Consider the following 25,280-nt stretch of genomic DNA (forward strand, 5'->3'; position numbering starts at 1 on the left):
ACGGCATTTCGTCACGCTGCAGCGCTTCTGTTGCTTTGATTGTCATCGAACATATGGTCTTCGGATGTTCCAGATGGTTCAGCGGTATCCGAATTCAGCACGGCGCCAACGCCTGCAGTCGAGGCTGCTTCGTTAGAGAGTGGTCTGTTGCCATTGGCATCAGTACCGCCACTTGTTGCATCGTCAGCTCTTGCGGATGAGGTTGAGGATTCATTGTTGACCAGTCGGTCCTGGCCCGACGAGTAGTTCTGCGCAGCAGCGCCTGCTGCAACGCCTGCAGCACCAGCTCCCGCAGCGCGCGAGCTGGACGTGGCCGGTGACTGTTCGGGCGGCACATAGTCTGGTGTGTCATGTCCCTTGGACTGTCCAGTGTCGGAGATCGGCCGATGGGCGCGATTGGCGTCGCTTCCCGCTCCACCAGCATAGGCAGCACCTGCCGCTGCGCCGCCTGCTGCAGCACCGGCATAGCCCAGGCCTGAGCCACCAGAGGGCATGGCGCCTCCACTGCGCCCTGCATTACCCGATCCAGCGGGTGGCAAGCGGCGGGCTCCTGCCGCGCCGCCAAGGGCTGCGCCGCGTGCGGATGCTCCATGGCGTTCCATGCCGCTGCGCATCTCTGCCGTGGCCTGGGTTTCACCCAGCGGTTTGATTCCGGCGCCGATCCACGTAAGGATTGCATCAGGAAGTGTATTTGTCAGACCGAAGATCATGTACACGATAGGCCCCAGCATAAGGCCGTACATAATCATCCAGTTTTTCCAAGTGAGGAATTGGACAAAGAATCCCAGGGATTCAGCACTCGAAACATTTGCTGTCCGCATTGCCCAGAATGCCTTCGATACATACAAGACGATGGGATTAGCAAGCAACATTGCAGCAAAAAGCGCTGCAATAATGAGTACAGGCCGCATAAACAGCGACAGGAACATCAAATAGCCTTGTGTTTGACTACCAACGAATGTCCGGTCAGGCGTCATGTGCATAACGGCCCAAAGCGGAGCTGCGAACACAGTTTGAAGGACGGCCAGCAGCCACCCAACAACCGCCACGATGAAGATCGTGTAAGGCAAACTGGGCAGAAAAACACCGAAATAGAAGGCAAGAATATCGATCCAGCCTGATATTTCTGCAATGGGTTGCAGGATATTTCGTCCCAAGAACTCGCTGAGAATATCCGCTGCTTTCGACACGCCACCCACGATGGGCACGCCGGTTGTTGCCGCAGCAATTACACGACCTGTTGTCACAGCAGTATCAAGCAGCTTGCCAATACCAGAGAGCGTTCCATTGGCGACAGCTAGAATATCTCCTGTAGTCTTGATACGAGCGATGGCATCTGCATTACCGTCCGCGCCCGTCGCCGTGTTCGTGACGGCCTCCATCACTCTGCCGACAAGTGAATTCATAACCTTGTTGCCACGCTCACCCATCTGGTCAATGTCCACATCGTCCAGATCGACAGGAATGATGCTTGCGACATTGCCCGTGTCAGTGATGGATTTGGGGGTGTAGCCAGAGCCGTCAAGCGCCTTGCGTGCGATGACAGCGGGCATGATTGCGCTTTGTCGCACCAAGTTGCCCTTGGCATCTTCCGGGAGCCAGCGCAGAGCTGGTTGCGTCACAGTACCGGGTGACTCTGCGTAAATCTTGCGCAGCTCTTCACGGATGCCTCCCAGGCGCTGGTAATAGCCGCCCGCCATTGCCCAGCCGTCTTTGGTAATGTCATTTGTGAAACGCTCCATCAACCCTTTGAGGGTATTGTCAGACTGCATGCGCGACCGGAGGTTCGACAGCATATTTGTCTGTGCGTTGTCGGCAATAGTGTTGAAGGTATTGACGCTGACAGCGCTCCAATCCTGATTAATGTCTCCAGGCCAGGACGCAACCCAACTGTCAATTTCTCGCATCATGTCTTTGACTGCGGAAAGTTTTGCAGCGAGGATGGCGTCCCGCAACAGGCTGATTGCTTGATTATTGGCATCACGCGCCGCATCGTCAAAAACTGCGGACAACAGCACTGGTGTGGAACTCGGCGTCGGGGTTACATGCTGATATTCATACAGGTTGACTGTTCCGCAAACTGCGTTCCCACCAGCCAGCGGAGCCAAAAGATTTCTGTCTTTGAACTCGTATGTGTATGTGGTTTTAATACCAGCTTCGGTGGCTTGCCTGTCAGGTGTGCCGCCCGTGTTCAAACTGACATTCGGTGGAACGAGGCCAGAAACAATACCGTCGCCGTAAACTGCATTAACAGTTTTTGCGCAATATGCCGAGACCATGTAGTTAGATGCAAGCTCTCGCATATTGAATAAAGGGAAGTCTTTATTCGCTGTTGCGCTAGAGCCCACCCCGATTTGCTGACTCACATTTTGTAGTGAGCCAGCGATGATGCCGTTTTCAACGCCCATCTTGAAGGTGCCGTTGGCAAAGCCAACCGACCACAGCGAGAACATCATGACGATGAGCTGGATGAACGAGTAGCCGGTGCCCGTGGGCAGAAGCACCGCCGCACCGGAAACGATCCGCACGGGTGTCCACAAGGACGACCAGTTTTTTCCGAAGGCCTCGCCATCGTTGGCCGTGTTGATGACGCCCATGATGGTGATGAAGCTGACGATCAGCATCGCAACGGTCAGCACCCCGCTGTTGAAGTAACTCATCATCGTCGCGATCACGTTCACAACCGGATCGACCGTGCCAGGGTCCGCTCCAAGTGTGAGATTGCGAATAACTGGCCCGAAGACTGTCTGCAGGATGCTGACTGTTACGTCTGTGCATGGGTCTGCCGTGCAGGGGGTGAAAGGCATTGTTGCCATTGATGTGTCCCGAAGTGATGTAACCGAGTCCTAAGATTCTCTCAGGATGCTAGTGTGTTTTCAATGAAGAAAATATACTCGGCGAGTGCCATCATCGTAGAAAAGTGAGAAAACATGCCGTTGCAGGAATTGAATTACACGGATGGAGCCCAGTGGGTGCTCGCGCGAAGCGCCATCAAAGTCTCCAACGTTGAGATTTATGCAGCGCTCCAGGCGCTGGCCTACTCAGCGGCCCAGGCGCGGGCCGACTGTGCGGTGGGTGGACTTTTTCCGGGCTCCACGCTTGAGGTGCTGCTGACACGCGACCTCGATGCCGAGTACCGCCTTGAGGTGCCCGCGCTGCCCGCTCACGTTGATGCGAGCGCGATGCGCGCCATCGGTGAAGCGATTACGCGGGAAATGAAGGACACAGGCAAAAAGCTGCTCACGCTGAGGGTCGAGGGGTTTGGCGAGGTGGTGGTGTTCCCCCCGGAGATGAGCGAAACAGTCCTGCTGGGCACAAAGACGACCCTGTTGAACGCCTAACGAACGGAGCACTATGACGATGAAGAAGCTCCCGGTAGTTGCTCGCTTTGAGTCGGAGAACGACTTTCTGAGCAGGCAACTCAATCAAGATCGCCCTGCACGATTGGCAGTTCGTGTGGTTTTGAACTTGGCCCAGGTCCAAGGAAACCTCGTTGAGAAGCTGACCGAAGCGGCGACCGCTGTTGGTCAAACGATGCAAGTTGCTTTCAAGCGACACATCGCAAACATGGCGGACGCTTCGCAAGCGCTCGCAACACAACTGATCTACGCCGAGATCAACCGTGTGTCGCCAGCCCAACAGGCCGAGCTGGTGAAGCAAGGCCGCGATGCTCCTATTGTCTCCGAGGCGACACTGAGGCAGCGCCGCATTGCACCGGAGGTGCAGGCGGCACTGATTGAGCACTGCAGCAGTCACACATCGACCTTGCAGGCCCTGGCAGCACGGCCTGATGCGACGCTGGACACACTTGCAGCCTTGGCAGTCAGCAATGACCAGCGGACACGGTTGAACGTGGCTGCGAGCCTTGGGGGGCACATGCGCTTAGACGAGCCAAGTCTGACAACTAAAAAAGCTGCTATTTTTAGTGCTTTAATGGTGGGTTACGAGAGCGATTTCGCTCCATATCTCGTCCCCGTGTGCCAGTCATCGGAGCAGCTTCGGGAAATGTTCGACAAGACCTCGAAGGCGCTGGGCGTTGTTGAGGCCTTTGTCGAAAACCCATACACACCGGACAGCGTGCTGGTGGACATTGCATCGTCGCCTACGATGCACCTTGTTCAGCACGGTGCGGCCAAACGTGCAAGGGATTTGCTGCAGGCCAGAGCAGACCTGCGCGAGTCTTCAAGCTACTCAGACGATATGGCACCATCATGACAGCACATGAAAGCTATATGTCGAATTTGTCCGTCCGCAGAGCAAGCGAGGCCGCGATAGGCATTGCCGCTTTGCGCCAGCTTGCATCCACTCCAGAGAACAGCTATGCGATTGATTCCATGGCTGATGAGATGCTTGGCGAAGACAGTAGAGCGCTGTCAGTGCGCACGGGCATTCACACCCTCGCTGCTCGCGAGAGCGGGTTCCTCAAAGAGCGCGCTACACACGCCACTGTCTCCCCTCGGGTCAACGAAACCCGTGAGCGGGAGCTTTCCTCCATGGTCAGCGTCTACGCCGCAGCATTGACCACGTTGAACTCCATCCCTGCGTTGCGCAGCAACGATGCTGACGGCATCAACGTGCTGCAGGAGAGCTTCGTGACTGCCATGCAGGGCATTGACCAGTTCCCCATGGGCGCGAAGGCGCGGCAGGAGCTGCGCGCGCAGTTTCAGAGCGAGACGGCCCTGGCAGTGCCGGAGGCCAACCGGCCCCAGGTCGCCGAGCTGCTGCTGCAGGCCGAGCAGATTTATTTGAAGCGATATGCCGACATGGTGTATTCGCATTACGACGAACCAAATGACGGCCCTTCGCCGTCGATGTGAGCGAGGTGTCTATGTCTCCAGCGTCCTTCCAGGCCATGTCATCCAGCGTTCTGCCATCGCAAGAGCGTGAAATTCTGATTTCCAAGCAGTCCGCGCTGTCGGCCCATGGCCAGCAGACGCGGGCAGCGCTGAACAAGCTCCCTCCCCCGGTGGTGGACTCGCTCCTGGCCGATTACAAGGCCCCCAGCAACGAAACGCTCGATGGCGTTTTTGTTGCTATGGCAGAGCGCGAGCGCATCATCGAGTCTGCAGAAAAGGGACAAAACCTCGATGTGGAGTGGCTCAAGAATGGAGCCGCGACTTCTCGTCAGATGGACGAGATCGGGCTGGGGTCCAATGACCCTTGGAATGATGGCCCGTCGATCTGAGGGCAGTTCATCAATCAAGCCGCCTGCGAGGCGGCTTTTTTGTGGGCTGAAGCTATGTTTCTCACGATTCTGTAGACCGTGCGGGCTTCATCAATTGATCGTATGTCAGCGATGTGGAATTCTTTACCCACTGCCGCTCCAACTTGCTCATAGAGGGCATCGCGGGTCATCAATCCTTGCTTCCAGATTGGGTCAAAGATTGCATGAATATGCTTGCGCGCATTCTTTATTTCGGCAGTTGCAATGCAGCCTAGTGGCGCTGTTCTGTCGCTCGATTTGTGATGACAGCCAACATGGTTGGAGCATGTGTCACATTTCCAAAAAGGTGTCATACGTAGGTCTGCTCTGTGAGCGTAAACCTCGGAACCCGTGGTTAAGCGTGCGTACACGTTTTTCTGACAACCGCAGCAATAGATCACCTGAACTGGAAATGGATCTGTTTCGCTACGCTCAGGTTTTTGAAGACGGAGACGGTCGTCCGACAACACCGCGCCTGGGTTGTCAATCGCCCTCGCCCACCAACGCAAGACCTCAACGAGAACAAAGATTGTCGTGTCGTGAAGGTTGTTCTTTCGCCAGCAGTTGAGTAGTGCCTGGACGTGCCTGCCACGCAGCGTATTCGCCGGGAGTTTATTTCTGTTAAACCCAGCTCGCGCTAGATCGCGAGTGAACTCATCCAATATCGGCCAGTGTGGTTTGCCGAATGTGGTGCCAAGACTCCTGCCGTGCGTATAAAGCTGGTGCAGCTCGACGCTAAGCCTACTCATTGCTGTTAGAAGTACCTTGCCATGTCGCGGCTGTTTTGCCGCTCTTTCGTGGCCTCGTTGAGTGCCGCAACAACATCCCCCCGCTTGATCTTGATGCCCAGGCCTTGAGGCCTGCCAACATCAATGATCTGGCCCTCATGGACAGTCATCTCCACCGGCACGACATAGTTGGCCTGTGCCATCTCTTCACGCTTGGCCTTTTGATCGCACCAAATACCGATGGTGAGGGGGGGTAGGTTCACCTCCATGCACTGCGCGCCATCTGTGGACAGATAGAGCCTGTCAGAGACGTAGGCTGAGTCGAAAGGCATGGCGGATAGCCAAGTCATCTCGAAGGGCTGCGCGGCCAGGAGCAGAGAGCTGCCCTCGACCGCGAAAGCAAACCGGCTGGACTGCATCGTACTGAGCATCACCACAGATGCGTGGCGCGGGTGCCGCTTGATCTCATCGCGGCGGAAGTTCCCTGCCCAACGCATGAAGTTGGTGTATGCGGTCAACAAGGTGGTGGCTTTCTGGAGCCTCTTCTTGTCTTCCTCGGGAATCTCAGGGGCGTCGCTTTGTTCTTGTTTTGCCATTCCGCGCTCCATGTTGCGGTTTTTTGGGTTGAGGGAGGTTTGCCTTGACACGAACCGGGCGTGCCACGGGTTTTGGAGGGGCCGCAGCGGGAGCCTCTGGCGTTGCTGGCTGGAGTGCTTTACCGCGTTTGCGTGCGTCAATGAGCATGAACAGGTCGTGCAGCAGGGAATTCAATGCCCTGTTCGGCGAGTAGCCAGTCAGCTTGGCGTGCGCCAGGACGCGCTCCTCGATCTTTGCATTGAGCGTCCATTTGATGGCGCTCGCCTCTTTTCGCGATTTGAGGACCGTCATGCCCATCTGGCGGGCCATGACCATCACCGTGTCGTAATCGCGCAGCGTGAGGTTGAAGTGCGCCCGCACGTCCACCTTGCGGCGCGGGTTTGCAAGGTGCTCGCCGTCCTTTATCCACTGGATCACAACCGGCATCTTGATGAAAAGCTGGTAGAGCTTTGCCATCAGATTGAATCCGTATGTGATCTGGGTCTGCTCGACCGCCCCGCGTTCAAGATCGGGGCGGGCGAGGTTGCTCGCCAGTGTTTTCAAGGTGATCTCGTTGTCCATCAACAGGGGGTCGCGGTTCTTCTTCGTTTCCGAGAATTCAGGCGACTCGCCCCGGATGTAGTAGATGGAGCCGCGTTTGGAGACTTCGAGCTGCAAGAACGAGCAGGCAGCACAGAACACGTCTTCTGTGCAAAGGCGATGGCGCACCAGGGCGGCGATTTGCTCGCCCTCCACTTCCCCAACAGGATGGACGGCCAGGGTTGCGTTGTACTGATCGTCGTAATGCTGATAGGCCCTGCGCTTCGCTTGTACAGCCTCGTCAGTGTCCTCCGGCATGTTCTTGGTGTGCTCGTGTGCGAGTACAGCCGAAGTGAGCACTATTCGCTGCAGATCGCGCAGCAGGTTGAAGTAGCTCTTGATCGGTAAGACCTTGTGGGAGATCAGAACCAGTCGCCGAAGCAAGATGACCGCATCGGTCAGTTGCTCCGGTGACGGGATCAAGAGGTAGCGAGTTCGGAGGCAAAAAGCCGCTATTTCCTCGCTCAGTGCTTTTAGGGCGGCGGGGTCGTTTTCGACGTTACTGAGTTCGCGCATACGTGGGACGTGGCTCTATTGATGTGTATAGACCCGCTATGGTAGGCAAGTCGTCTACCCCTTGCTCGCGCAATAACTTAATAAACAGTCGCGCTGGCTCAAGTTGTTCGTCTTGCTTCCATTTGGGCAGTAGTTTGTCGTCGCGGTCACGCATGATGCTCGTCAAATGCCGCGCAGCGGCATCCCGCCAAGCCTGACGCTGGCGGGTGGGGATGAGAGCAAAGTCACCACGAAGACTGGGCACCCTACCTTCCATGAAAGCATCCGGTGTTATGGGGCCGCGAGACAGCCCAGGTCGCCGTTTTTGCCTGGATCAAGGCCCATTTCTCTGAGAGTATTCCTTGTGATCTCGATCTGTTCGTCGCGGGCACGAGGGTCGTTTGCAAGCGCCTTGTTGACGGCGGACTGAACGGGATCAGAGGACGAAAGCATGATTTTGAGCGTTGCAGCCAAAAGCAGCAAGGCCAGCAGGGCAACAAACCAAGTTGCTTTTTTGCTCCAGCCCTTTTTGCCGCCGCTGCTGCGCGCTGAGCCTGCTGCAGGGGCGGCTGGGCCGCCAGCGTAGGCCAGGGCTGGTCTGGCGAGCCAAGGGGAGCCAGCGGGAGCCTGTTCATAGGCTGCGGTGGTCGGGGCGGCACCTGCGCCGCTGCTGTAGACCATTTCCAGGCTTGCCTCGGTGAAGGCGTCGGCCACGCCCTGGAGAACCTGTTGTTCGACTTCCAGCGCTGGAGGGAAATTGAGCTTCCCTTCCTTGCTGCGCTTGCCGTGGCCCTCTACTTCCAGCGAAAACTCGGCCAGAAGGTATCGAGTAGCTTCTGCTTCGCCCTTTTGGGTGAGCAGGTTGATCTTGCCTTGGTACAGCGCACGGTCCACCAGTTCCTGGGTGGTCACATCGGTCACTTCTGTGGTGATGTTCGTGACGCCTTCGGTGTCGATCATCACCACGCGCGGCGAGCGTTTGAGGTCAAGGTCGGTGGCCGTGTCGAACACGACGACTAGACGGTTGCTTGCGGTTCCTGCTGCTACAACGCGCAGCTCAGGAGCGAAATCGGGCAGAGATTGTTTTGCCATGGGATTTACTTCTTGGGGTTGCCGAGAATGTCGTCAATCACAGCCTGCTCGGACAGGCCCATCATCATGCGAGCCTTGCCAGAGCGCCGATCAACGAAGAATGCGACGGGAACGCCGGGACTCGGCTCGTTGTTTTGTTTGAACGCCTCGAACATGAAATCGAGGTTGTTATTGAGGGCTGCTACGTCTGCCTGGGCGGGCTCAGTCGCGATGGACTCATGCTTGCCCAGTACGCGCTCCAGCACCGCAGGGTCTTTGGAGCGAAGGATGGTCGTCGCCAGGGGGAGGCCCTGTTCGGGGCGCCCCAAGGCGGCAGTGGGAATCCATTTGATGGTCATGCCCTTGGCCACATGCTCGCGCGTCTTGAGGTAGGCGCTGCGGCAGTATGGGCACCGAGGGTCAATGATGATGTAGAGCGTGTCCGCTGGACCGCCCTTCCCTTCCTTGAAACCAGCCAAGCCATCAACGAGCTTGATGGCTTCGGGGATCTGGCTAGGAGCCTTGCCGTCGAATGCGGACGGTGTTGAGTATTTGCCCGTCACAAGGTTGTTTGTGGGCGCGGCAGGCGCCACAACTTGGGGCAGGCGTGCCCCATAGCTGGGGTCGCCTCCGGGCATTGGCATGGGCAGTGCAGCGGATTCGGATACGTTGGCGCCGCTCTCCAGATTCCACACCACCCCGGAAACGAGGGCCTTGCCATCTGCGGTGGTGTACAGCTTTACGGTCTTGCCGGATTTGCTGATGAGGGTCCACATCGTCAGCCCGCCAACAGGCATAACCTGCTTGGTCACAGGTGTGCCGTAGCGTGCGAGATGAGTCATCACGGGGTCGTTTTGCAGAGCCTGAGCAGCTTGCGCCGCTTCTGCGGCACCCGCCCCTACCGCTTGAGCCGTGGGTGTGCCTACGGTCGGCAGCGTCGGGGGAGCGTCGAATCCACGCGATGGTGGCGCAGGTGGCAGCTTGACCTCTGGCCGCTCTGCGTTTGGAGGTTGCAGTGCCGCCATCTTGTCGTGGATTTCTCCACTGAGATCAGGTGAACGAGGCGGTGCCTTGAAGTCGGCGATGCCATCTGCAGAAAGTTGAGGGGAGGCGGTGCGGCTGGCAACGAGCCAAACCCCACCCATCAAGACGGCCACCGCAGCGGCGGCAATAGCGAGTTTTTTGCGTGTCAATTCCATGAGCAACATCCATTTGAAGCTCACACGATGCTATCACCGATTTAGAAAAGCGTAACGACTAATTTTTGACAACCTTGGCGATTTTGCGGTCATCTGGCGTTTCTGATTGGTCTTTTTGCTCGGTTAACTCGGGTGGTAGCGCTTCCGCGATTGACCGTGCCCCAGCCCGGTAAGCGTCACGATCCGATGGCCTGTAGCGGAAGGCTGTCAGGGCCATATCCAGGGCCGTAATTGCCTTGTCCAGTTGCGGTTCGATCAATGGGTTGTTGGACTTGATTTCGTACAAGTAGTGGACGTGGACCGCACTGCCCTCCACGTAGGCGCCTTGGCGACCGAAGTTCTGCAGCACGTACCACAGCGTGCGATCAAAGAAGCGCATCCAGCGCATGTCTGCGGGCGGCAGCACGCCCAGGCTGCGCGCGGCGGTGAACATGGCAAACAGGATCGTCCGCACGTAGGCGTGCTTGCCCAGGATGGCCTGCATCGGCTTGCTCTCGATATGGCGTGCAATGACGGTGCGTGGCACCGTCAAATCAATCTGAGGTTGAAGCCATGCGAGTGGGTCTGTTGCGATACCAGCTTTGTCAGCCTTGGCGCTATCCTTTGGCGGTGGTTTGAACTGATCCCAGCACCAATTGACCATCTCGTTGGACTCGGCAAGACAGGCCTTGAAAGCAGCATCGTCCAGCGAGCCATCGGTGGCTGCTACGCGCGGGATAGCGATTGCGAGCAACAGCGTTTCTGCTGGTGTGAGGTTTGCAACCCCGGTCCAAACAGAGCCAAGTTGCTCTCTCAGCACACGCTCCGCTTTGGCTCTATCCAGCACCGGGGTGACAGAGCCATCTGCCTCTTCTATCCAGCCGTCTCCAGGCTCGCCGTTGTCCACGATAAGGCGATGGTGGTAGACGAACTGGCGCGAGGTTTGAGACATGCCCAAGACGGGGTGATCCAGGGGCGCCTCTATCAAGTCCAGCGCATCGAACATGCGCAGGTGGCGATAGAGCGGCTTTTTCTCGCGAACAAAGCTGTCCACGTTGAAGGTTTTAGAGAACCGATTGTTCGGATGCTTGGACTGGATGTTTGCGAAAATTTTGAACGCAAAAAGCATGATGAAGGGCAACAAAATCACATTCACATAGAAGGCGAGATTGGTAATTTCCCTCCAGCTCATCGTGCTGAAATCGCGTGTGCAGCGCTCCAACAAGCCGCTTGCAGCGCAGCCATTGGCAAACCATTTGCTGACTGCAGCAGCGCCTGGAAGGCCTGTGGCTCCGATCATGTCGAGCCACCACAACTCCGCTCGGCGCACGTAGGTGTACGCCATCGAAAGCTCGGTATGAAACGCGAGCCAAGCAATGAAGATTGCGATGACTGACCCTGCAAGGAGGGCCAGGATCATCGTGAAATCGTCAACGCTGCGCCCGTTGCCGCTGCCGCTCGCACCACTGGCCATCAGTCACTCCCTTTTTCGTCGGAGGTAATTGGTTTGGGCTGAGTCGCACCGCCTACCAGCGAGTTCAAAGCGCCCCAGCGCGGTTTTGTAGCCGCTGGCTGCGCTTCGTGCGCCATCAGCGGTGCCGCCTTGTCGTCAGGCTGGGACGGCTCGCGCAGCGCCTCGGACGGCTGCGCAGGTGCCGTCACAACCGCCTGCACAGGAGCAGGTGGTTGTGCTGCGATCTGCGTTGTGCCGCCCTGCCCTTTGCGCAGGCCTCTGACCTTCAAAAATTCGGCCGCTTGCCGGAAATCATGTTGTGATTCCTGTGCGCCAAACAGCGCGGCAAGCGCTGTCGTCAGCGCCGCGTGGTCCTGCGTTTTTTCGCACAGGTCCAGCGCGAGCTTGTAGCCGAGCAGTGCGTAGTTGCGGAGCAACTCCGACTTCCGACCCTTCACCGTGCAACTCTCAAGCTCCTGCAACAGTTGCTGATCGTCTTCGGGTGAGAGATACATGCCATGGCGTTTAGGGCTCATGCGGTTGACCTCCACCTGGGTGTGTCATGGCAGTCGCCGCAGCGCTGCCATGACTGCTGTGGCTGGCCTTGAAGCCCGCCCGGATCAACGCACGCAACAGCTTTCCGCTGTTGGATGTGTCGGTCTTCTGGAGATCGCTCTGCAAGTCGCTTTCGGCTTCGTAGCTGCCGTTCAAAGCCGTCGAAGCCCTAACCCACTTGCCTTCGCTCGCCATTAGGCCCCCACCACATGCTTGGCGAACTTGAGCATGCCACGCGCGTTGGCGAACACTGGTTCGTCTGGCACGCGAGCATGTGGAAAGTGTTTCAGCAGTTGCTCTTTCAGCACCAGTGCCCCACCACCGACGAAGAGCACATGATCGAGATCAGCGCCGCTGCCGACCTTCGTGCGGACTGCGCTCATGATCTGCTGCGTCAGGCGCTCCTTTTCGTCGTCAATGATTTTCTTCACGTCCTGCTCTTTCCCATACAAGCGGACGGTGCCTGTGGTCAGTGCCTTTTCAATGGCCGAGGCCGGGAGCGCAGCGTCCAATTGCAGGTGTGCAAGCAGCTTTGCGCCAACGTTTTCCATGAGCTGCAGCACGCCCACATCGTTCGAGCCCGAACGGCTGGGGTCAACGACCATTCCAGGCAAGAGAACTGCGCAATCAGTTGTCTTGCCACCCACGTCAATGACGCCCACGGGCATCTCGGAGAGATTCTGGAAGTCACCCGAGGGGTTCCCGTCGAGGTCCATCAGTTGATCCACAAACGAGGCAACCGCTTCGGTTGTCACGGTGTTGGCAACGATCTTGGCAAGGGGGGTGTCGCCGTAGCTGACCCGCTTGCCCAGGTTGGCAACTTTGGCGTCGATCAGCGCTTGATTCTTCTCACCGTTGGCGAGGTAGTAATAGCTGACGGGGAGGCCCGTAGTGATGCGCACGTTGCGGCCACCCAGGCCTGCGCGGCGCAGTGCGTCATGCACGAGCACACGGTTCAGCTCGGACTTGGGGTAGTCCATAAAGCGCGTGTCCTCGAACTTGGGGAGCTGGGCGCTCACCGTGAAGGTGCGGCCTTCTTCGGTGTCGTAGAACACGCCATCGTCGCTATCGCGTAGCGAAATCAGGTGTTTGCCTGCAGCGGCCCGCGAGGGGATCGAGAACGTTTGACCAGTCTCCAGAACGATTTTGATGGCGTAGTGACCATCATCCACGCCAACGAAGAGATCCTTATCGCTATTGTTTTCGCTCATTTGGGAGGTTTCCTTTTTTTTGGTTGCCATCATTGCCCCTTGAAAGGCCGCTCAACACGTATCGAATGACCCAGGAAAAACGTTTTTTTCGATTTGAGAAACGTCCTGAAATTCATTTTCTTGAATTGCACGTACAGCAAAAAAGCCGTCAATATCAATGCAATTGCGAGCGTGGACCAGCGCGGAAAGAGAATCAGCGCAAGCCACGGCACACTTGCCGACGCATTGATTATGAAAAATTTGGCTTCTCCAGAGACATTGCTCCAGTGATAACGCCCAGTTGACATAAATCCCCCTTCAATTTGTCAGCAACAAGAGTCGATACAAATACCCATGAACAAGTCCCAAGGGACCAGCTCATGGCACGTAGATGGCACTGCGCGCCATCGTGAGTGAAGTGTAGCACTCGCGGCACGTAAGCGACACCAAAACGACACCAATACAACACGCAAGCGGCCAATGTGGCACGCAAGCGACACCTAAACCACCCTATGCGGCACCTTTACGGCGCATTCGCGGCGCGTAAACGGCACCGATGCAACACGTAGGAGCGAGGTGCTTAGGACTCCTGACTAGCCAGGATCGCCTTTAGCTGTTGCTCCTTCTGCGGTGGGAAGATGCTTTCAGCGACGGCTTTGGTGATCCGCCCCTCGGCGAGCAGCGTGCTGGCTTCCTTGCGGAAGGAGTGCCCTTTCTCTTCAACGATTCTGGCGATCACGCTGGTAATCTTTCCCATCTGGTCCAGCTCGGCCAATTCGTCGCGAATTTCGTCGTTGAACTTCAAGTATTCACGTACAGCGATCAATTTTCCATCAATGCCTTTTACAAGGCGCTGCGCCATTATCATCCGCGCAGTATCAACAATGTCGTAAATAGCGGTTGCACGCTCGTTTGATGGAAAACGCGATATGAGCCTTCGCATTACCGATGGCACATCAGTAGCATGCACCGTGGCAAAAACTGGATGCCCAGTAAGAGAAAGCTCCACACCGGCACGAATGGTTTCTTCGTCACGCATTTCGCCAACCAGTACAAGTCCTGGCTTTCTGCGCATCGCTTCGCGATTGGCTGCGTAGAAATCCTTGAAGTGCTGTGGCACCTCAGACTGCACGATGATTGAATGCTGGCTGTTGATTTGGTCGTATGTGAACTCAATCGGTTCTTCATGCGTCAACAGATTGCCCTTGATGGGGGTATCGTTTTCCAGGATGTAGCGGATGATGGCCGCGAAAGTGGTGGTCTTGCCTGATCCGGTAGCTCCGGCGATGTAGACCAGTCCGCTCTCGGGGATGCAATCGCGCACAAGCGTCTCTGGCAACCCGATTTTGTAGAACGGTATTGGCTCGTTTGGGATCGAGCGCAGCACGATCTGGCCAGACGTGCCACCTGGGTTGAGAATCGGGGAAATGTTGACGCGGTAGCCGTAGCGCAGCTTTGCGCCACGGGCGTCTCTCTCAGTTGGCGAGAAAAGCTCGTACCGAGCATTGACCGGGACTCCTGAAAGTATGTCCGTTTCAGCGGTGTCACGGTTGCTCGTCCACTTAATCATGTACATGACCTCGCTCTCATCGAGAGTGCTGGGCGTTAGAGCCATGAGGTCGCCGTTGATCCGTGCACAGATCGGCAACCCAGGCTGGATGTACACGTCACTGGCATTGTGTGCCTGAGCTTCGAGCATCACGCCTTTCAAGTGCTCCGGCACGATGAAGCGCTGTGGGGGCACGAAGTCGGTAAGGCGAGCAGCGCGTGGCAGCAAGCCACCGGCCTCCACCCGCAGCTTGCCCACGGGCTCGCTCATATCAGACACCTGCGGCACCCTGCCCTTCGCCATCCTGGCCGTGGGGCAGCGTGCGCCGTTCGGGAGCTGGCGGCTGTGCTGGATCGGGCGTGGGGTTGAATTTTGGCGAAATCCGGCGCATGGACTGCGTAGGCTGCGCTGGAATTGGAGGCACGATCTCTGAGGTCTTTACAGACGCGCGCCATTTGTCAATGGCGGGGTTGAATTCAGGCAAAGTCGTGATGCGCAGAAGCGTTTCATCGACAGCAATGGTTTCATTCTGCTGTGCCGAATATGCCCATGTCTGCGTCGCAATGGCGGGCATCGTGATTTTGTTCTGCAGCACGAATGTGTGGAACCGGATCATTCCAGTCAAGTCCCGGTTCAGGCGGTCGAGCCCATATTGCAGCATGACGTTCGCTTGGTCGATACCCTGCTGCCAACCTTTCCCGATGTATTCACGCCAAAGCTGGCGCTCATAATCTGTTTTAGGCCGCATATTGCCAGATGCCACGTCATCATCTTTGTCTGCATTGCCGAACCAAAGGTAATCACGCCAGTTCGGAGGTACTGACGAGAATCGCGGCTGTTGGTCAATTTTGTAAGAGGCACCAGATAAACGCAGAGCGTATGCGCCGTCTTGGTTATACAAATCACGGGCTTCGGTGATAACTGCGGGTACGACCCGATCCCGAATCATCAGATTGCCGAAATCGTAAACCGTATCCAGCTCACGCGATTTTCTTTCGATCACGCCATTGATGTGGGCGAGCTGTTTTCGCAAGCCACCCTTGACTCCAATGCCCAAAGCGGCTTCTTTAAGGGCTTCGATTTTGATACTGGATGAAGAATCATCGGCGGATCGAACCATTGCAGGGCGGTCATATTGCGCCTGCAATTGCTCAAGGGACACAGGAATATCAGCAGCCATAGCGCTTAGCCTCCCTTTGTTTGATTCTGTTCGCTGTCGCGGTTCTTGTACTCAATGGTGAGTGACTTGCCGGGACGATTCAGAACGAGATCAGCCGCGAGGTGCATCTGATTGCCGATATTGCGGAGAACCGAATCAGGTGTGACCCCTTTCATGCGGATATTGATAGGACGCAATTCAGCGGGACGACCTGTCTCGCTGAATGCCATGCCATAGCGCGAAGCGAGGGATTGCACCAGCTCGCGTGGATTACCGATGTAGTCCACGTCAATGGTGTCAGTGTCAAATGCAGCCTGCCGTTTTTGGACAGTCGAATAGTCCTCGGCGAGCAGCGCCGCGTAATCGCGCTGAGCGCCTGCTGCAATCGCAGCTTTCTCGGCAATCAGCTTGGACGCAAAGTCCTCGTCCATGGGCGCGGGGGGCGTGGCGCAGCCCAACAGCGTGAACGCCACGGCCAGACTCGCACATGCAGTCAATCTCAATCCCATTGCAGACTCCTTCAAAAAGTGAAACGACGATAAAACGACAAACGGTGATGTTGTGGCGTGCTCGGAGCGAACTTTCGCACGCGGGGATCATACCCCGCCAAGGCAAAAGAAGCATCCCCAAGTTCATGAATTCGAGCGCAAAAATGCGTTCTCTAGCACCAAAACGACACGCAAACGGTTCTCTTCTGGCTCTTATACGGCACCAATGCGGCACCTATCTGGCGCCTCTTTCGCCGTGAAAACGCCTTGCAGTTGCGGAAAACGGCACCGATGCGACACGCATACGGTGCAGATACGGTGCTCAAATGGCACTCAATCGCCCCAATCCGGCACCATTGCGGCACGCATGCTGCAGTTGTTGACTGTCCTCTGGTCGCAGGCCGCGCGAGGTTCTGGTCACAGGAGCCCACATGGGCGTTACTCCGCGTGTTTTAGCCGCGAAATTTGCACTGTGCGTCTGTGCCCCTTGTCCATGCTGCAATACATCCGCATAATTGCGGAAATCCGTAGGCATGGACTCCATTCTGGGCACTTTAGAGGGGGCGTTTGTGCTGCGATACATCCAATTTTTGGCGGCGATACATCCAAGTTTTGGCGGAGTAACGCCCATCTGTGACCAAGCCGACCAATCTGCGACCATGCTTTTCCCCTTCTGCCGCCGAAACACTGATGATCTGGAACCTCCGTCTGTTACCGGAGCCCGCGTGCCGGGACTCCTGGGGGCGTGCTTTCTGGTTCCGAAGCACACGTTCTGGTCACAGGATGCGCGTAGTTCTGCGCCCTTTCGGCGAGCTGGTGCCAGGCCCTGTGCCAGGTCTGGACGGTCTGCTGAGCTGGTGCCGAACTGGAGGTTTTTGCCCTGTGCCACCCTGCCCTCTTTTGATCTGCATCCGCGAAATACCTACTTTTGTGAGCGGAATAAATAATTGCTATGTACGAAAATTCGATAACAGGAGGAACGCGGGCGCTTGATCTGCTTTCTCGTATTGGTGCTGAGGAACGGGTGGGTCAATCACTGTCTGCAGATACTATTGTTCTGTATTCGAGAAAGATAAGACAAGCCGCCAGCCGAGTGGCTGGCGGCGAAATTTCAAGATTAACGCCTGAGATGCTGGTGCGCGATCTTTCGGATCGCGTGGACAACAGCCAAATTACCCGAGCCACAGCGCGCCTTGAAAAGGCCGCTGCTTTATTTTGGATTGCGTCGGAAGCGCAATCACTTATGGATTCGGGTGATTTAGTTATTGACCGTTATGAGTCTGCATACAGAGATATTCAGTTTCTAGGGACGAGCGCACTTCCAAAAAAATCGGGCATGACTTCAAGTCCAAATTTGAAGGCGTTTCCCGATGAGGCAGTAGAAATTCTTTCTAAGGCTGCAATTGATGACAGGAGCTTGAATCTCTTGCACGGATTGTTGTTTATTCGGGCGAACCTCGTGGTTGGCTTGCGGCCAATTGAATGGCTAAATGCGGCGCTCATCAAGCATCAAAAGACAGATCCATTGGGTGAGTTTGTTATCGGTAGAGATGGCGAGATTGAAACCTGTACTGCGTTGCGGGTATATAACGCCAAGCAATCCGCTGAAAGGGCTAATGGAGAGCATCGAATAATCATGCTTGAAAACCTGACGGAGCAAAATCTTTCCTATATCAGCAAGTGGCTTGCTGCAATAAAGGAGTTGTACACGCCTGAGATTTCTAGGTTGTCTTATGGAGATAAGACAAAAAAGATTTATGACTCTTTGCAGAGAGCGATACGCCGAACGCTTCTAAGTAAAGGGTGGGAAGGAAGCGTTCCGTCTATTTACGGGACGCGCCATCAAGCTGTTGCAAATGCAAAAGCAGATGGTCAGGACCGCCGTCAGATTGCTGCCTTGTTTGGGCATTCCAGCGAGGAGACAGCGCACAGGCATTACGCACGGAAGTTTTCGGGCTACACCGGGCGCAGCATGCGCGCTGCGAGGGAGTCCCTGCTGGCCGTGCGCTACACGCAGGTGCAGGCGCCCCAGGACGTTGCGCAATGGAGTGAGCCATCGCCCCGCCCAGGCCCCCAGCCAGATAAAAGTTGACTCAAAAGCACGACCGTGCTTTGCGCCTGCACACTTGCACGCACAGTTGCAATTGTTAAATTTCGCAACATTGCGTCGATACGCATTTTGTAATCATGTGACACGCATGCGACACGGGAGCGGCACGTAGGCGGCGCCCAACTGGCTCCCATGCAGCACTCATGCGGCACTCAGGAGGGGCGGTTGCGCGTTATGTATACCGCAACAGCTCCAATGCGACACCTATCTGGCTCATAAACGGCACATATGCGGCGCAGACGCGGCACGTACACGGCGCGTTCAAGTGGCCTTGAAATCCATTCTTTTGTTTCCCCTTCCCAGTGGGTGAGGCGCTGCGCAGCGTTCTGCTGATCTGAGTCCAGTGATTGATCGTTGGAATGCTTCAGAATGTTGCATAAAGGTATGTCTCAAAGGTCATAAGGGATTGCATTGCAACAGCAACATACGCAGAAATCGCAAAATTGCGTGATTGCGGATTTTGAAATGGCTTGTAGAATGCGGCCCAACGAGAGGTATTCATGCGTCTGCACAGCGTTCGGGGTTGGCTTTCGGGCCAGACGAGTTGGGGGGTCAGTGATGGAAGTTCGGACGTGCGCACATTGCGCCGTCTGAATCGCTTTTACGACCGCGCAGCCGTCTATGGGGAGGTGGCAGTAGTGGTGCTGGTCTTGGGCCTCATGGGCTCGTGTGCTTGGCTCCTTACGGAAACCAGTTATGAGGACGTGATCTTTTGGGACGCGACCGATCACATTTGCGTGCTGGACAGCCGCACCGGAGAGATTCGCTATGGCAAAAACTGAGAACACAAAACCGGACAACGGCAAGGATCAGCTTGAGGGGCGTCAGCTTGACGACGCGATCCTTGCTCAGATCGCCAACGACAAGACCCCTGGTGAAGCTGCTGCAGTGCTGCGCGAAGTCGCGCGTCTGCACCAAGAAAACATCACTCTCAAAAAACGCAATGTGAGGGTCTGGGGATTGGCACTCACATTGGGTGCGACCTTTGCGGTGTCTGTGAGTTCGGCACTCTTTCTGTTCCCAAAGTACCGCTACATCCCCACGACTGACAACAGGGCGCTGTGTGCAGTCAGCAGTGACGCGCAAGTGCGCGTCACTCCCGCTGCGCTGACTGAGTACGCCAAAGACACTGTGGTTGAGGCCTACACCTACGACTACGTGAACTACCGGCCCGCGATCAACGATGTTGCCACGAAGCGTTTCACAGATGCTGGACGCAAGCAGTACCTCGCCTCGCTCCAAGAAAGCGGCAATCTTGAGCGTGTCATCAAGGGGCGTCTTGTCCTTCGCACGATGGCGACACGCACGCCGCAGATCGAGGAAGAGGGCCGTCGCGGCACCAAGCGCTACTGGGTGGCAATCGTGCCCGTGGCTATCGAGTTCTTTTCGGGCGGTGAGAGCCAGCCACGATCACGCCAGGACTTCCTGGCCCATGTGACGATTCTTGAGCAAGAAGCCAGCGCAGTGAACTTGAAGGGTATCGCTGTCGATTCCCTGGTGCTGTCCCCAATCGCAAGTCAACGTTGAAGGCATGTAGGGAATGATGATGAAAGCAGCTTTTTCTTCTGTCGCAACGGCTGTTGCGGCGCTCCTGTTGCACGGCGCAGCCGCCGCGCAACAGGGACCAATAACGCCTGCTCCCCAGCAGGCGCCCCAGGTGTTGGCGCCAGCCTCATCTGCAGCAGAGTCGGCGCCTGCGGCGGCGGCATCTGCTGCTGTGCCGGTTGCACCCGCTCCTGCAGCATCACCTCGCGAAGCTGCGCCACCAAACAGACTTGGGCAGCAGGTGAATGCTCCTGTTCCTATCGTGATGCCAGCGGCCACTGTCAACTCAACTGCTGATGGTCCCAGCGTGGTGTATCCACCTGCTGAGGCCATTGTGGAGCGGGCCGTTCGCCAGATCGAAAACATGCAGCTCACGCCCGAGCAGGTTGAGCGCTTGAAGTCCATCTACATCGAACGCCAGCAGCAGCGTTCGATGCCTTATCTGAACCCCGCAAAGCCGGTGACTCGCACATTGCTTGTGAATCTCGATCCAGGCGTCGCACCACCCACACTGCGCTTGTCTCGTGGGCAGCAGACAAGCCTTGTGTTTTCGGATGTGAGCGGCCAGCCATGGATGATCGAAAAGGTCAGCATGAATCGTCAACTGTTCAGTGATGGCCGTGTCATTGGAGCGGGGCAGGGCGGGCAGGGCGGGCAGGCCGAAACGCCGACGAACGTGCTGAGCATCGAAGCGCTCACGCCAGCAGCCTATGGCAACGTCACGGTCACGCTGCGCGGCCAATCGACACCAGTGATTTTTGTCCTGACAACTGGTCAAGCAGAAGTTGATATGCGCGTCGATGCCAAGGTGCCGGGGCGCAATCCTGATGCCGAGGCTGAGGTGTCTATGCAAGCTGCTCCAGGGCTGGACAACGCTATGCCGTACTTCCTTGATGGCGTGCCTCCTGCGAGCGCAAAGCGTTTGCGGGTGACTGGCTTGGACGGCGCCGAGGCCTGGGTCTATGACCGAAACCTGTATGTCAAAGCTCGCGCTAACGCCCAGTATCCAGCGTACTTCGCTGCAGCTCGCAGCACCAGCGGAGTGTCCGTGTACCGCTATGTCGGTGTGCCAAAAGCTGCGACGTTCACCATCGGTGGACGTGCACAAACGGCTTTCTTTGAGTGAGGTAGCAGCAGATGAGCGACGCAAACAACAACGGTACGGGCGCTAACCCCGACGCAGTAGCAGAAGACCAGGGATTCAGCCCTGAACCTGCTGTGAACCCACAAGCAAATGGTGCCGCGCGCAAGGCTGATGCCGATGTGAGGCGGCGCAACCTGCGTGCCACTTTTGGCTCTGGCCCAGGCAAACTTGCGCTGATCTCTGTGGCGGTTGTCGTAGTGGTTTTTGGTGTGCTTGCAGCGACGAATATGCGTAATGCACCAGTGGTTGGAAGCAAGGCCCAGGTGGACGCTCCTACGTCTCCACAGAATCGCGTTTCGACCAACGCGGTGACGCCTGAAGAAGCTACTCGCCGCGCAGAGCAGTCGCGCCGCGAGGCCGAGGAAGCACAAATCAAAGGGGGGAGCTACCAGCCCGGTTTTGACTACAACATCGGTGCCAGCTCCAAGCAGGAATCCCCTGGAGCACCTGCCAAGTTCGCGGGCTTTGCAACCCCCGAAGAAGAGGCTGCTCGTGCCCAGGCCAACGGGAGCGCACGCAGCATGCAGGCACAGCCCATGCCTTCGGGCGCAGCGCCACAGCAGCAGACGCCGCAACAGCAAGCGGAGCAGCAACGCCGCGACCAAGAGTTGCAACGTGCTGCAGCGAAGCTGGAAACGGATCAGAAACAGGCGGAAGGTGATCGCGACAAATATGTTGAATCTGTCTCGCAAGAAATCGTGAAACAGATCGGCGGCATGTTTGCCTCCCAAGGCAGTGACAGCCTCAACAATTTGGGGGCCTACACCCAGTCCACCTACTACGTGGCCCCCGCTCGTGGTGCAAGCAGCGGAGCCACTGCAAGCGCACTGCGCGCGGCGTCCCGCAAGCCAACGATTAAGGCTGGGAACACTATGTTCGCTACCCTTGATTCGGAAGCCAACACTGACGATGGGCGCACTGTCCTTGCAACCGTTCGCAGTGGTCCATGGAAGGGCGCCAAGCTGATCGGCATGATTGAGCAGAGCTACAACAACATCTCGCTCACCTTCATGACTTTGGCCCCCCAGGACGAGCGCAGCACCATGCGCATTCGTGCAGTGGCATTGCGTGAGCAGGATGCCAAGTTGGGCATGGCAGAGAAGATCGACCACCACACGCTCAGCCGCTATTCGTCGCTTGCAGCGGCAGCATTGCTCCAAGGCGCAGGCCGTGTGTATCAGCAGCCAGTGGGGACAACTGTGTCCACCCCAGGCGGCATCATCACGACCAATGAGATGCCTCGTGACCGGCAAGTGATTGGCTCTGCTGTCGGTGAGATGGGGTCTGCAATTGGCGCCGAAATTCGGCGTCGCGGCTTCAATCAGCCCAGCACGTACTCAACACCTGCTGAGACGGGCTTCATGCTCTATTTCTTAGAGGACGTGTTGCCTGCAAATAGTGATGAGCAACAGCAACAGCAACAGCAACAGCAACAGCAACAGCAACAACCGCAGCAATTGACTGCCCAGCAGTTGGCCCAACAGTTGGCCCAGCAGCAGGCGCTCCAACAGTCCGGTGGGCAGGGGAATGCAGTCAACGCCCCCACCCCCGTGGGGTTCCCGCAGGCAGGGCAGGGCACCTTCAATCCCGGTTATGGAACTACCCCATACGGCTACGCCCCAGGCGGCACTGGAGCGGCACCGAGCCAGTACCAGGGCACCGGCTATGACAACAGGTATCGCGGTCCTTTGAACAGCAACTATTGAACGCAAAGCGAGAAATCATGGCAATCAATCTCAAAAAAATGTCGTTCGGCCAACTGGTCGGGATCGCAGCCGCCGTGTTTGTCGTCGTGATGGTGATCGCAGGAGCGCTCATCTCAGCATCGGGCAAGCCTGAGAAGACGGTCAGAAGCAGGCCAGCTCAGTTTGATGCACCAGTCAACGGCGCATCAGTCGAGTTGGAGCAGCTTCGCCTTGAGGTCAAGGCGCTGCGCGAGAAGGTCGATGCCAATGCTCAAAGTGCTCAAGCCGCTTTCTCGCAGACGGCCTCGGCGGTTGACCAGCAGAACAAGAATCTCGCAACGCTGGACAACAACATTCAAGTGACTGCCAGCCGCGTTGGCAATCTGGAGAAGGCCCGTATTGGCACGCGGGTCAACGTGGTGAAGCCCGAAGAGCAGGACGCTCGGCCAACTCGCAGTGAGCGCCTTGCGGCTGCTGAGCGTCGTGCATCCAGGGACAAGTCGATGCAACTCACTGGCGGCGAGTCGAAGGTTCTGGCATCGGTCGGGAATCGTGCTTGGATTCGCAATGGCAACGACGAGTGGAGCGTGAGCGAGGGCGAGACGATCCCTCTGGATGGCGCTCTTGTCGTCAAGCGTGTAGCGCCCAATGGGCAGGTACTTGTCGATGTTCAGGCCAAACGCTGAGAGCCGTTTTGCGCACGTCATTTCTGGAGCACTGAACCATGGGCACCGGCTTCCCCGATCTACTCGATTTGCTCGTCAATGCAGGCAAAGTCGCTCCTGCATTGCTGATGATGATCCAAGGCATCGCAGCCTTGGTTGGTCTGTATCTCGTCGGCTCTGCCTTGGTCGAGCTGTGGGGGGTGTCTCATGACAACGCGCTGAAGTACGTTGCTGGCCGTCAGCGCTTTTCGACCGGATCGGCGCTGATCTCTCTGCTGGTTGGTGCGCTCTTGAGCGCGCTGTCCACCCTCAACCTGATGGGCATCATGTCCCGCACTGTGTCGGATGACTATGTGGCGTCGCGGATCATGCCAACGGACATGGCCTACACCGCTGGTGGGTCGCTGGCGGACAAGGGGGCCGTCGCCACCATCGCTCTGCTGTCGATCATGCAAGTCGTGGGCTTCATCGCGATGTTCAAGGCCCTGATGACCGTCAATCGCTACTACAACAATGAGCAGGCTCACCTGGGCTCAGCCGCTGGCTGGGCGCTTGGAGGCGTGCTCTGCTGGAACTTCAAATGGTTCGCTGATGTAGTCAACAACACACTGGGTTTCAACATCATCTCGATGTTCACCCCGTTCTGATCTCGTTCTCTAATTTTTACTTTTTTACAACCGGAGTTCACTCATGAAAGCAGCTTTCCTCAATCTCGCAGCTACCGCTCGCTACAAGGCATATCTCGCCTGCTCGTTGGTCATCGCATTTTTCAGCGGCACGCTGGCCCTGCCAGCACACGCGATCAGCAAGACTGACCTGACGCAGGACATTTCTGGTGGCAAGAAGTTTGACGACATTGCGGGCAACATCGACGGCGCCGCTCAGACTGGCGCATCGCTGCTGATCCAGCTCGTGGCCATCGGTGGTTTCGTGGTCGTGGCCATCTCGCTGTACACCCTCTGGAAAGCGTCCAAGGATGAGCGCGAAAAGCCACTCTCGGCTGTCGTGGGCCTGTTCATCGGTGGCGCGATGGCGGGTGTTGGCACCATCATGTGGATGATGCGTAACACCGTCACGGGCTAATCCGATCCAGCGGCCCAGGTGCTATCACTGGGCCGCACCCACAGCTCAATCACCGCATCACGGACGAATATGGGAAGCATGGAACTGATACCGCCTACGAGGCCCGAGGCCTTCCTGACGCGGTTCGCGAATTTGCCGGTGTTGAGCGTCAAGCGCAAGCAGTGGCGCATGGAGCAGTCTGAGCATGACCGCAATGAGGCGGATGCCGTGTTTCTGGAAGTGCGCAAAAAAGTGCTCGACCGCGATGGTCGGCGCTGCTGGTTCTGCGGGTTTGCCAGCACAGCGAACCAAGAGGTCCATCACCTTGATGATGACCACACGAACAACCGCGAATCGAACCTCGTGACGATTTGCAATATTGACCATCTCTGCTTTCACCTGGGCTTGGCCGCGATGCGCGGCGCGATGTTCCTGGCAGTGGTGCCTGAATTGACCCAAGCTGAGATCACGAATCTGATGCGCATCTACCACTGCGCAATGGCAGTGGGCAACGAGGATGTTCAGTCGCGGCTCAAGGGTCTGTATGCGATCTTCGAGAGCCGTTCTGTAGACATTTTCAAGCGCGTTTTTGAAGCCGACTTCTCCAACGGCCATGAGATTGCGGTGGGCCTGTCCAAGCTCGACGATGCAGCGTTTGCGCTGCGCAACAAAACGCTCGATGGGCTTCGCGTGATTCCAACGGAGGCCGCGTTTCGTGACGGCCAAATTGCCGGTTACCTCACGCGAACACACAGCCAGTATTTGGACATGAATCACTGGCCTGCGTTGCTCGACACGCTGCGCCCGCAGCACGTCTGAGCCAG

General features: G+C 56.9%; 26 protein-coding genes. 13 read left to right on the forward strand and 13 right to left on the reverse strand.

What is annotated here, in order from left to right; translation table 11 throughout:
• Positions 1-11: 11 nt before the first annotated feature.
• A complete protein-coding gene (locus ASD94_RS04445; RefSeq protein WP_082576747.1) occupies positions 12-2,816 on the reverse strand; it encodes a DotA/TraY family protein in 2,805 nt (934 codons plus the stop codon).
• Positions 2,817-2,930: 114 nt separating this feature from the next.
• On the opposite strand from ASD94_RS04445, the gene ASD94_RS04450 reads away from it, so the two are divergent.
• From ASD94_RS04450 to ASD94_RS04465, 4 genes are read left to right on the forward strand one after another with little or no spacing between them, the layout of a single operon-like run.
• Positions 2,931-3,341: a hypothetical protein gene (locus ASD94_RS04450; protein WP_056639236.1), complete on the forward strand. Its 411-nt coding sequence runs from the start codon at positions 2,931-2,933 to the stop codon at positions 3,339-3,341.
• A gap of 13 nt (positions 3,342-3,354) precedes the next feature.
• Positions 3,355-4,215 carry a hypothetical protein gene (locus ASD94_RS04455; RefSeq protein WP_056639239.1) on the forward strand — a complete coding sequence of 287 codons (861 nt, stop codon included), beginning with the start codon at positions 3,355-3,357 and terminating at the stop codon, positions 4,213-4,215.
• On the forward strand, positions 4,212-4,817 hold the full coding sequence (locus ASD94_RS04460) for a hypothetical protein (protein ID WP_156391340.1): 606 nt from the start codon (positions 4,212-4,214) through the stop codon (positions 4,815-4,817). The genes ASD94_RS04455 and ASD94_RS04460 overlap by 4 nt, the downstream gene beginning before the upstream one ends.
• A 35-nt stretch (positions 4,818-4,852) precedes the next feature.
• Entirely contained in the window at positions 4,853-5,185 is a 333-nt protein-coding gene (locus tag ASD94_RS04465; RefSeq protein WP_056639244.1) for a hypothetical protein, read from the forward strand.
• A gap of 14 nt (positions 5,186-5,199) precedes the next feature.
• Here the strand turns inward: ASD94_RS04465 and ASD94_RS23950 are convergent, their stop codons facing one another.
• The 12 genes from ASD94_RS23950 to ASD94_RS04530 all read right to left on the reverse strand — a co-directional run bounded on the left by ASD94_RS23950 (position 5,200) and on the right by ASD94_RS04530 (position 16,266).
• Positions 5,200-5,952: a zinc-finger-containing protein gene (locus tag ASD94_RS23950; protein WP_082576748.1), complete on the reverse strand. Its 753-nt coding sequence runs from the start codon at positions 5,950-5,952 to the stop codon at positions 5,200-5,202.
• 5 nt (positions 5,953-5,957) lie between these two features.
• Positions 5,958-6,527: a hypothetical protein gene (locus ASD94_RS04470; RefSeq protein WP_056639247.1), complete on the reverse strand. Its 570-nt coding sequence runs from the start codon at positions 6,525-6,527 to the stop codon at positions 5,958-5,960.
• Entirely contained in the window at positions 6,496-7,623 is a 1,128-nt protein-coding gene (locus ASD94_RS04475; protein WP_056639250.1) for a hypothetical protein, read from the reverse strand. The genes ASD94_RS04470 and ASD94_RS04475 overlap by 32 nt, the downstream gene beginning before the upstream one ends.
• A gap of 270 nt (positions 7,624-7,893) precedes the next feature.
• The gene (locus tag ASD94_RS04480; RefSeq protein ID WP_156391341.1) at positions 7,894-8,694 is read right to left on the reverse strand and encodes a hypothetical protein; all 801 of its coding nucleotides are present in this window, start codon (positions 8,692-8,694) and stop codon (positions 7,894-7,896) included.
• Between the two features lie 5 nt (positions 8,695-8,699).
• A complete protein-coding gene (locus ASD94_RS23460) occupies positions 8,700-9,872 on the reverse strand; it encodes a hypothetical protein (protein WP_156391342.1) in 1,173 nt (390 codons plus the stop codon).
• A gap of 58 nt (positions 9,873-9,930) precedes the next feature.
• On the reverse strand, positions 9,931-11,325 hold the full coding sequence (locus ASD94_RS04490) for a hypothetical protein (RefSeq protein WP_056639258.1): 1,395 nt from the start codon (positions 11,323-11,325) through the stop codon (positions 9,931-9,933).
• Entirely contained in the window at positions 11,325-11,840 is a 516-nt protein-coding gene (locus tag ASD94_RS04495; protein ID WP_144267072.1) for a hypothetical protein, read from the reverse strand. Before ASD94_RS04495 ends, ASD94_RS04490 begins: the two co-directional genes overlap by 1 nt.
• Positions 11,841-12,053: 213 nt before the next feature.
• A complete protein-coding gene (gene parM / locus ASD94_RS04505) occupies positions 12,054-13,070 on the reverse strand; it encodes a ParM/StbA family protein (protein ID WP_056639342.1) in 1,017 nt (338 codons plus the stop codon).
• 29 nt (positions 13,071-13,099) lie between these two features.
• Positions 13,100-13,357, reverse strand: a complete 258-nt coding sequence (gene icmT / locus ASD94_RS24255; RefSeq protein ID WP_087865043.1) for an IcmT/TraK family protein — start codon at positions 13,355-13,357, stop codon at positions 13,100-13,102.
• Between the two features lie 272 nt (positions 13,358-13,629).
• The gene (locus ASD94_RS04515; RefSeq protein ID WP_087865045.1) at positions 13,630-14,868 is read right to left on the reverse strand and encodes an ATPase, T2SS/T4P/T4SS family; all 1,239 of its coding nucleotides are present in this window, start codon (positions 14,866-14,868) and stop codon (positions 13,630-13,632) included.
• 1 nt (position 14,869) lies between these two features.
• Positions 14,870-15,778 carry a type IV secretory system conjugative DNA transfer family protein gene (locus tag ASD94_RS23030; protein ID WP_082576749.1) on the reverse strand — a complete coding sequence of 303 codons (909 nt, stop codon included), beginning with the start codon at positions 15,776-15,778 and terminating at the stop codon, positions 14,870-14,872.
• Positions 15,779-15,783: 5 nt separating this feature from the next.
• Positions 15,784-16,266 (reverse strand): DotD/TraH family lipoprotein, encoded by a 483-nt coding sequence (locus ASD94_RS04530; RefSeq protein WP_056639271.1) that lies wholly within the window; start codon positions 16,264-16,266, stop codon positions 15,784-15,786.
• A 931-nt stretch (positions 16,267-17,197) separates the two neighbouring features.
• Between ASD94_RS04530 and ASD94_RS23465 the strand changes: the two genes are divergently transcribed.
• The 9 genes from ASD94_RS23465 to ASD94_RS04570 all read left to right on the forward strand — a co-directional run bounded on the left by ASD94_RS23465 (position 17,198) and on the right by ASD94_RS04570 (position 25,275).
• Entirely contained in the window at positions 17,198-18,337 is a 1,140-nt protein-coding gene (locus ASD94_RS23465; RefSeq protein ID WP_156391343.1) for a site-specific integrase, read from the forward strand.
• Positions 18,338-18,855: 518 nt separating this feature from the next.
• Positions 18,856-19,137 (forward strand): hypothetical protein, encoded by a 282-nt coding sequence (locus ASD94_RS04535; RefSeq protein WP_056639273.1) that lies wholly within the window; start codon positions 18,856-18,858, stop codon positions 19,135-19,137.
• Complete coding sequence (locus ASD94_RS04540; protein ID WP_056639275.1) at positions 19,124-19,882, forward strand: DotI/IcmL family type IV secretion protein; 759 nt, start codon at positions 19,124-19,126, stop codon at positions 19,880-19,882. Before ASD94_RS04535 ends, ASD94_RS04540 begins: the two co-directional genes overlap by 14 nt.
• A 13-nt stretch (positions 19,883-19,895) precedes the next feature.
• On the forward strand, positions 19,896-21,026 hold the full coding sequence (locus tag ASD94_RS04545; RefSeq protein ID WP_200954185.1) for a DotH/IcmK family type IV secretion protein: 1,131 nt from the start codon (positions 19,896-19,898) through the stop codon (positions 21,024-21,026).
• Between the two features lie 11 nt (positions 21,027-21,037).
• Positions 21,038-22,750, forward strand: coding sequence for a DotG/IcmE/VirB10 family protein (locus ASD94_RS04550; protein ID WP_056639277.1), 1,713 nt, complete (start codon positions 21,038-21,040; stop codon positions 22,748-22,750).
• A gap of 17 nt (positions 22,751-22,767) precedes the next feature.
• The gene (locus ASD94_RS04555) at positions 22,768-23,415 is read left to right on the forward strand and encodes a hypothetical protein (RefSeq protein WP_056639279.1); all 648 of its coding nucleotides are present in this window, start codon (positions 22,768-22,770) and stop codon (positions 23,413-23,415) included.
• 38 nt (positions 23,416-23,453) lie between these two features.
• On the forward strand, positions 23,454-24,041 hold the full coding sequence (locus ASD94_RS04560) for a hypothetical protein (protein WP_056639281.1): 588 nt from the start codon (positions 23,454-23,456) through the stop codon (positions 24,039-24,041).
• A gap of 43 nt (positions 24,042-24,084) precedes the next feature.
• Entirely contained in the window at positions 24,085-24,477 is a 393-nt protein-coding gene (locus tag ASD94_RS04565; protein WP_156391344.1) for a hypothetical protein, read from the forward strand.
• A 78-nt stretch (positions 24,478-24,555) separates the two neighbouring features.
• The gene (locus tag ASD94_RS04570; RefSeq protein WP_087864737.1) at positions 24,556-25,275 is read left to right on the forward strand and encodes an HNH endonuclease; all 720 of its coding nucleotides are present in this window, start codon (positions 24,556-24,558) and stop codon (positions 25,273-25,275) included.
• The last annotated feature ends 5 nt before the right edge of the window (positions 25,276-25,280 follow it).

Origin of the sequence: Acidovorax sp. Root70 (assembly GCF_001428225.1) — a bacterium.
Lineage (GTDB): Bacteria > Pseudomonadota > Gammaproteobacteria > Burkholderiales > Burkholderiaceae_C > Acidovorax.

Bases quoted from the DNA above. Each gene is read 5' to 3' on its own strand.
- ASD94_RS04490 (WP_056639258.1), bottom strand. From the start codon at position 11,325: ATGGCCAGTGGTGCGAGCGGCAGCGGCAACGGGCGCAGCGTTGACGAT.
- ASD94_RS04565 (WP_156391344.1), top strand. From the start codon at position 24,085: ATGAAAGCAGCTTTCCTCAATCTCGCAGCTACCGCTCGCTACAAGGCA.
- ASD94_RS04540 (WP_056639275.1), top strand. From the start codon at position 19,124: ATGGCAAAAACTGAGAACACAAAACCGGACAACGGCAAGGATCAGCTT.
- ASD94_RS04545 (WP_200954185.1), top strand. From the start codon at position 19,896: ATGATGATGAAAGCAGCTTTTTCTTCTGTCGCAACGGCTGTTGCGGCG.
- ASD94_RS04495 (WP_144267072.1), bottom strand. From the start codon at position 11,840: ATGAGCCCTAAACGCCATGGCATGTATCTCTCACCCGAAGACGATCAG.
- ASD94_RS04470 (WP_056639247.1), bottom strand. From the start codon at position 6,527: ATGGCAAAACAAGAACAAAGCGACGCCCCTGAGATTCCCGAGGAAGAC.
- ASD94_RS04530 (WP_056639271.1), bottom strand. From the start codon at position 16,266: ATGGGATTGAGATTGACTGCATGTGCGAGTCTGGCCGTGGCGTTCACG.
- ASD94_RS04460 (WP_156391340.1), top strand. From the start codon at position 4,212: ATGACAGCACATGAAAGCTATATGTCGAATTTGTCCGTCCGCAGAGCA.
- ASD94_RS23030 (WP_082576749.1), bottom strand. From the start codon at position 15,778: ATGGCTGCTGATATTCCTGTGTCCCTTGAGCAATTGCAGGCGCAATAT.
- ASD94_RS04450 (WP_056639236.1), top strand. From the start codon at position 2,931: ATGCCGTTGCAGGAATTGAATTACACGGATGGAGCCCAGTGGGTGCTC.
- ASD94_RS04465 (WP_056639244.1), top strand. From the start codon at position 4,853: ATGTCATCCAGCGTTCTGCCATCGCAAGAGCGTGAAATTCTGATTTCC.
- ASD94_RS04570 (WP_087864737.1), top strand. From the start codon at position 24,556: ATGGAACTGATACCGCCTACGAGGCCCGAGGCCTTCCTGACGCGGTTC.
- ASD94_RS23460 (WP_156391342.1), bottom strand. From the start codon at position 9,872: ATGGAATTGACACGCAAAAAACTCGCTATTGCCGCCGCTGCGGTGGCC.
- ASD94_RS04550 (WP_056639277.1), top strand. From the start codon at position 21,038: ATGAGCGACGCAAACAACAACGGTACGGGCGCTAACCCCGACGCAGTA.
- ASD94_RS04535 (WP_056639273.1), top strand. From the start codon at position 18,856: ATGCGTCTGCACAGCGTTCGGGGTTGGCTTTCGGGCCAGACGAGTTGG.
- parM (WP_056639342.1), bottom strand. From the start codon at position 13,070: ATGAGCGAAAACAATAGCGATAAGGATCTCTTCGTTGGCGTGGATGAT.
- ASD94_RS23465 (WP_156391343.1), top strand. From the start codon at position 17,198: ATGTACGAAAATTCGATAACAGGAGGAACGCGGGCGCTTGATCTGCTT.
- ASD94_RS04560 (WP_056639281.1), top strand. From the start codon at position 23,454: ATGGGCACCGGCTTCCCCGATCTACTCGATTTGCTCGTCAATGCAGGC.
- ASD94_RS04480 (WP_156391341.1), bottom strand. From the start codon at position 8,694: ATGGCAAAACAATCTCTGCCCGATTTCGCTCCTGAGCTGCGCGTTGTA.
- ASD94_RS04445 (WP_082576747.1), bottom strand. From the start codon at position 2,816: ATGGCAACAATGCCTTTCACCCCCTGCACGGCAGACCCATGCACAGAC.
- icmT (WP_087865043.1), bottom strand. From the start codon at position 13,357: ATGTCAACTGGGCGTTATCACTGGAGCAATGTCTCTGGAGAAGCCAAA.
- ASD94_RS04455 (WP_056639239.1), top strand. From the start codon at position 3,355: ATGACGATGAAGAAGCTCCCGGTAGTTGCTCGCTTTGAGTCGGAGAAC.
- ASD94_RS04515 (WP_087865045.1), bottom strand. From the start codon at position 14,868: ATGAGCGAGCCCGTGGGCAAGCTGCGGGTGGAGGCCGGTGGCTTGCTG.
- ASD94_RS04475 (WP_056639250.1), bottom strand. From the start codon at position 7,623: ATGCGCGAACTCAGTAACGTCGAAAACGACCCCGCCGCCCTAAAAGCA.
- ASD94_RS04555 (WP_056639279.1), top strand. From the start codon at position 22,768: ATGGCAATCAATCTCAAAAAAATGTCGTTCGGCCAACTGGTCGGGATC.
- ASD94_RS23950 (WP_082576748.1), bottom strand. From the start codon at position 5,952: ATGAGTAGGCTTAGCGTCGAGCTGCACCAGCTTTATACGCACGGCAGG.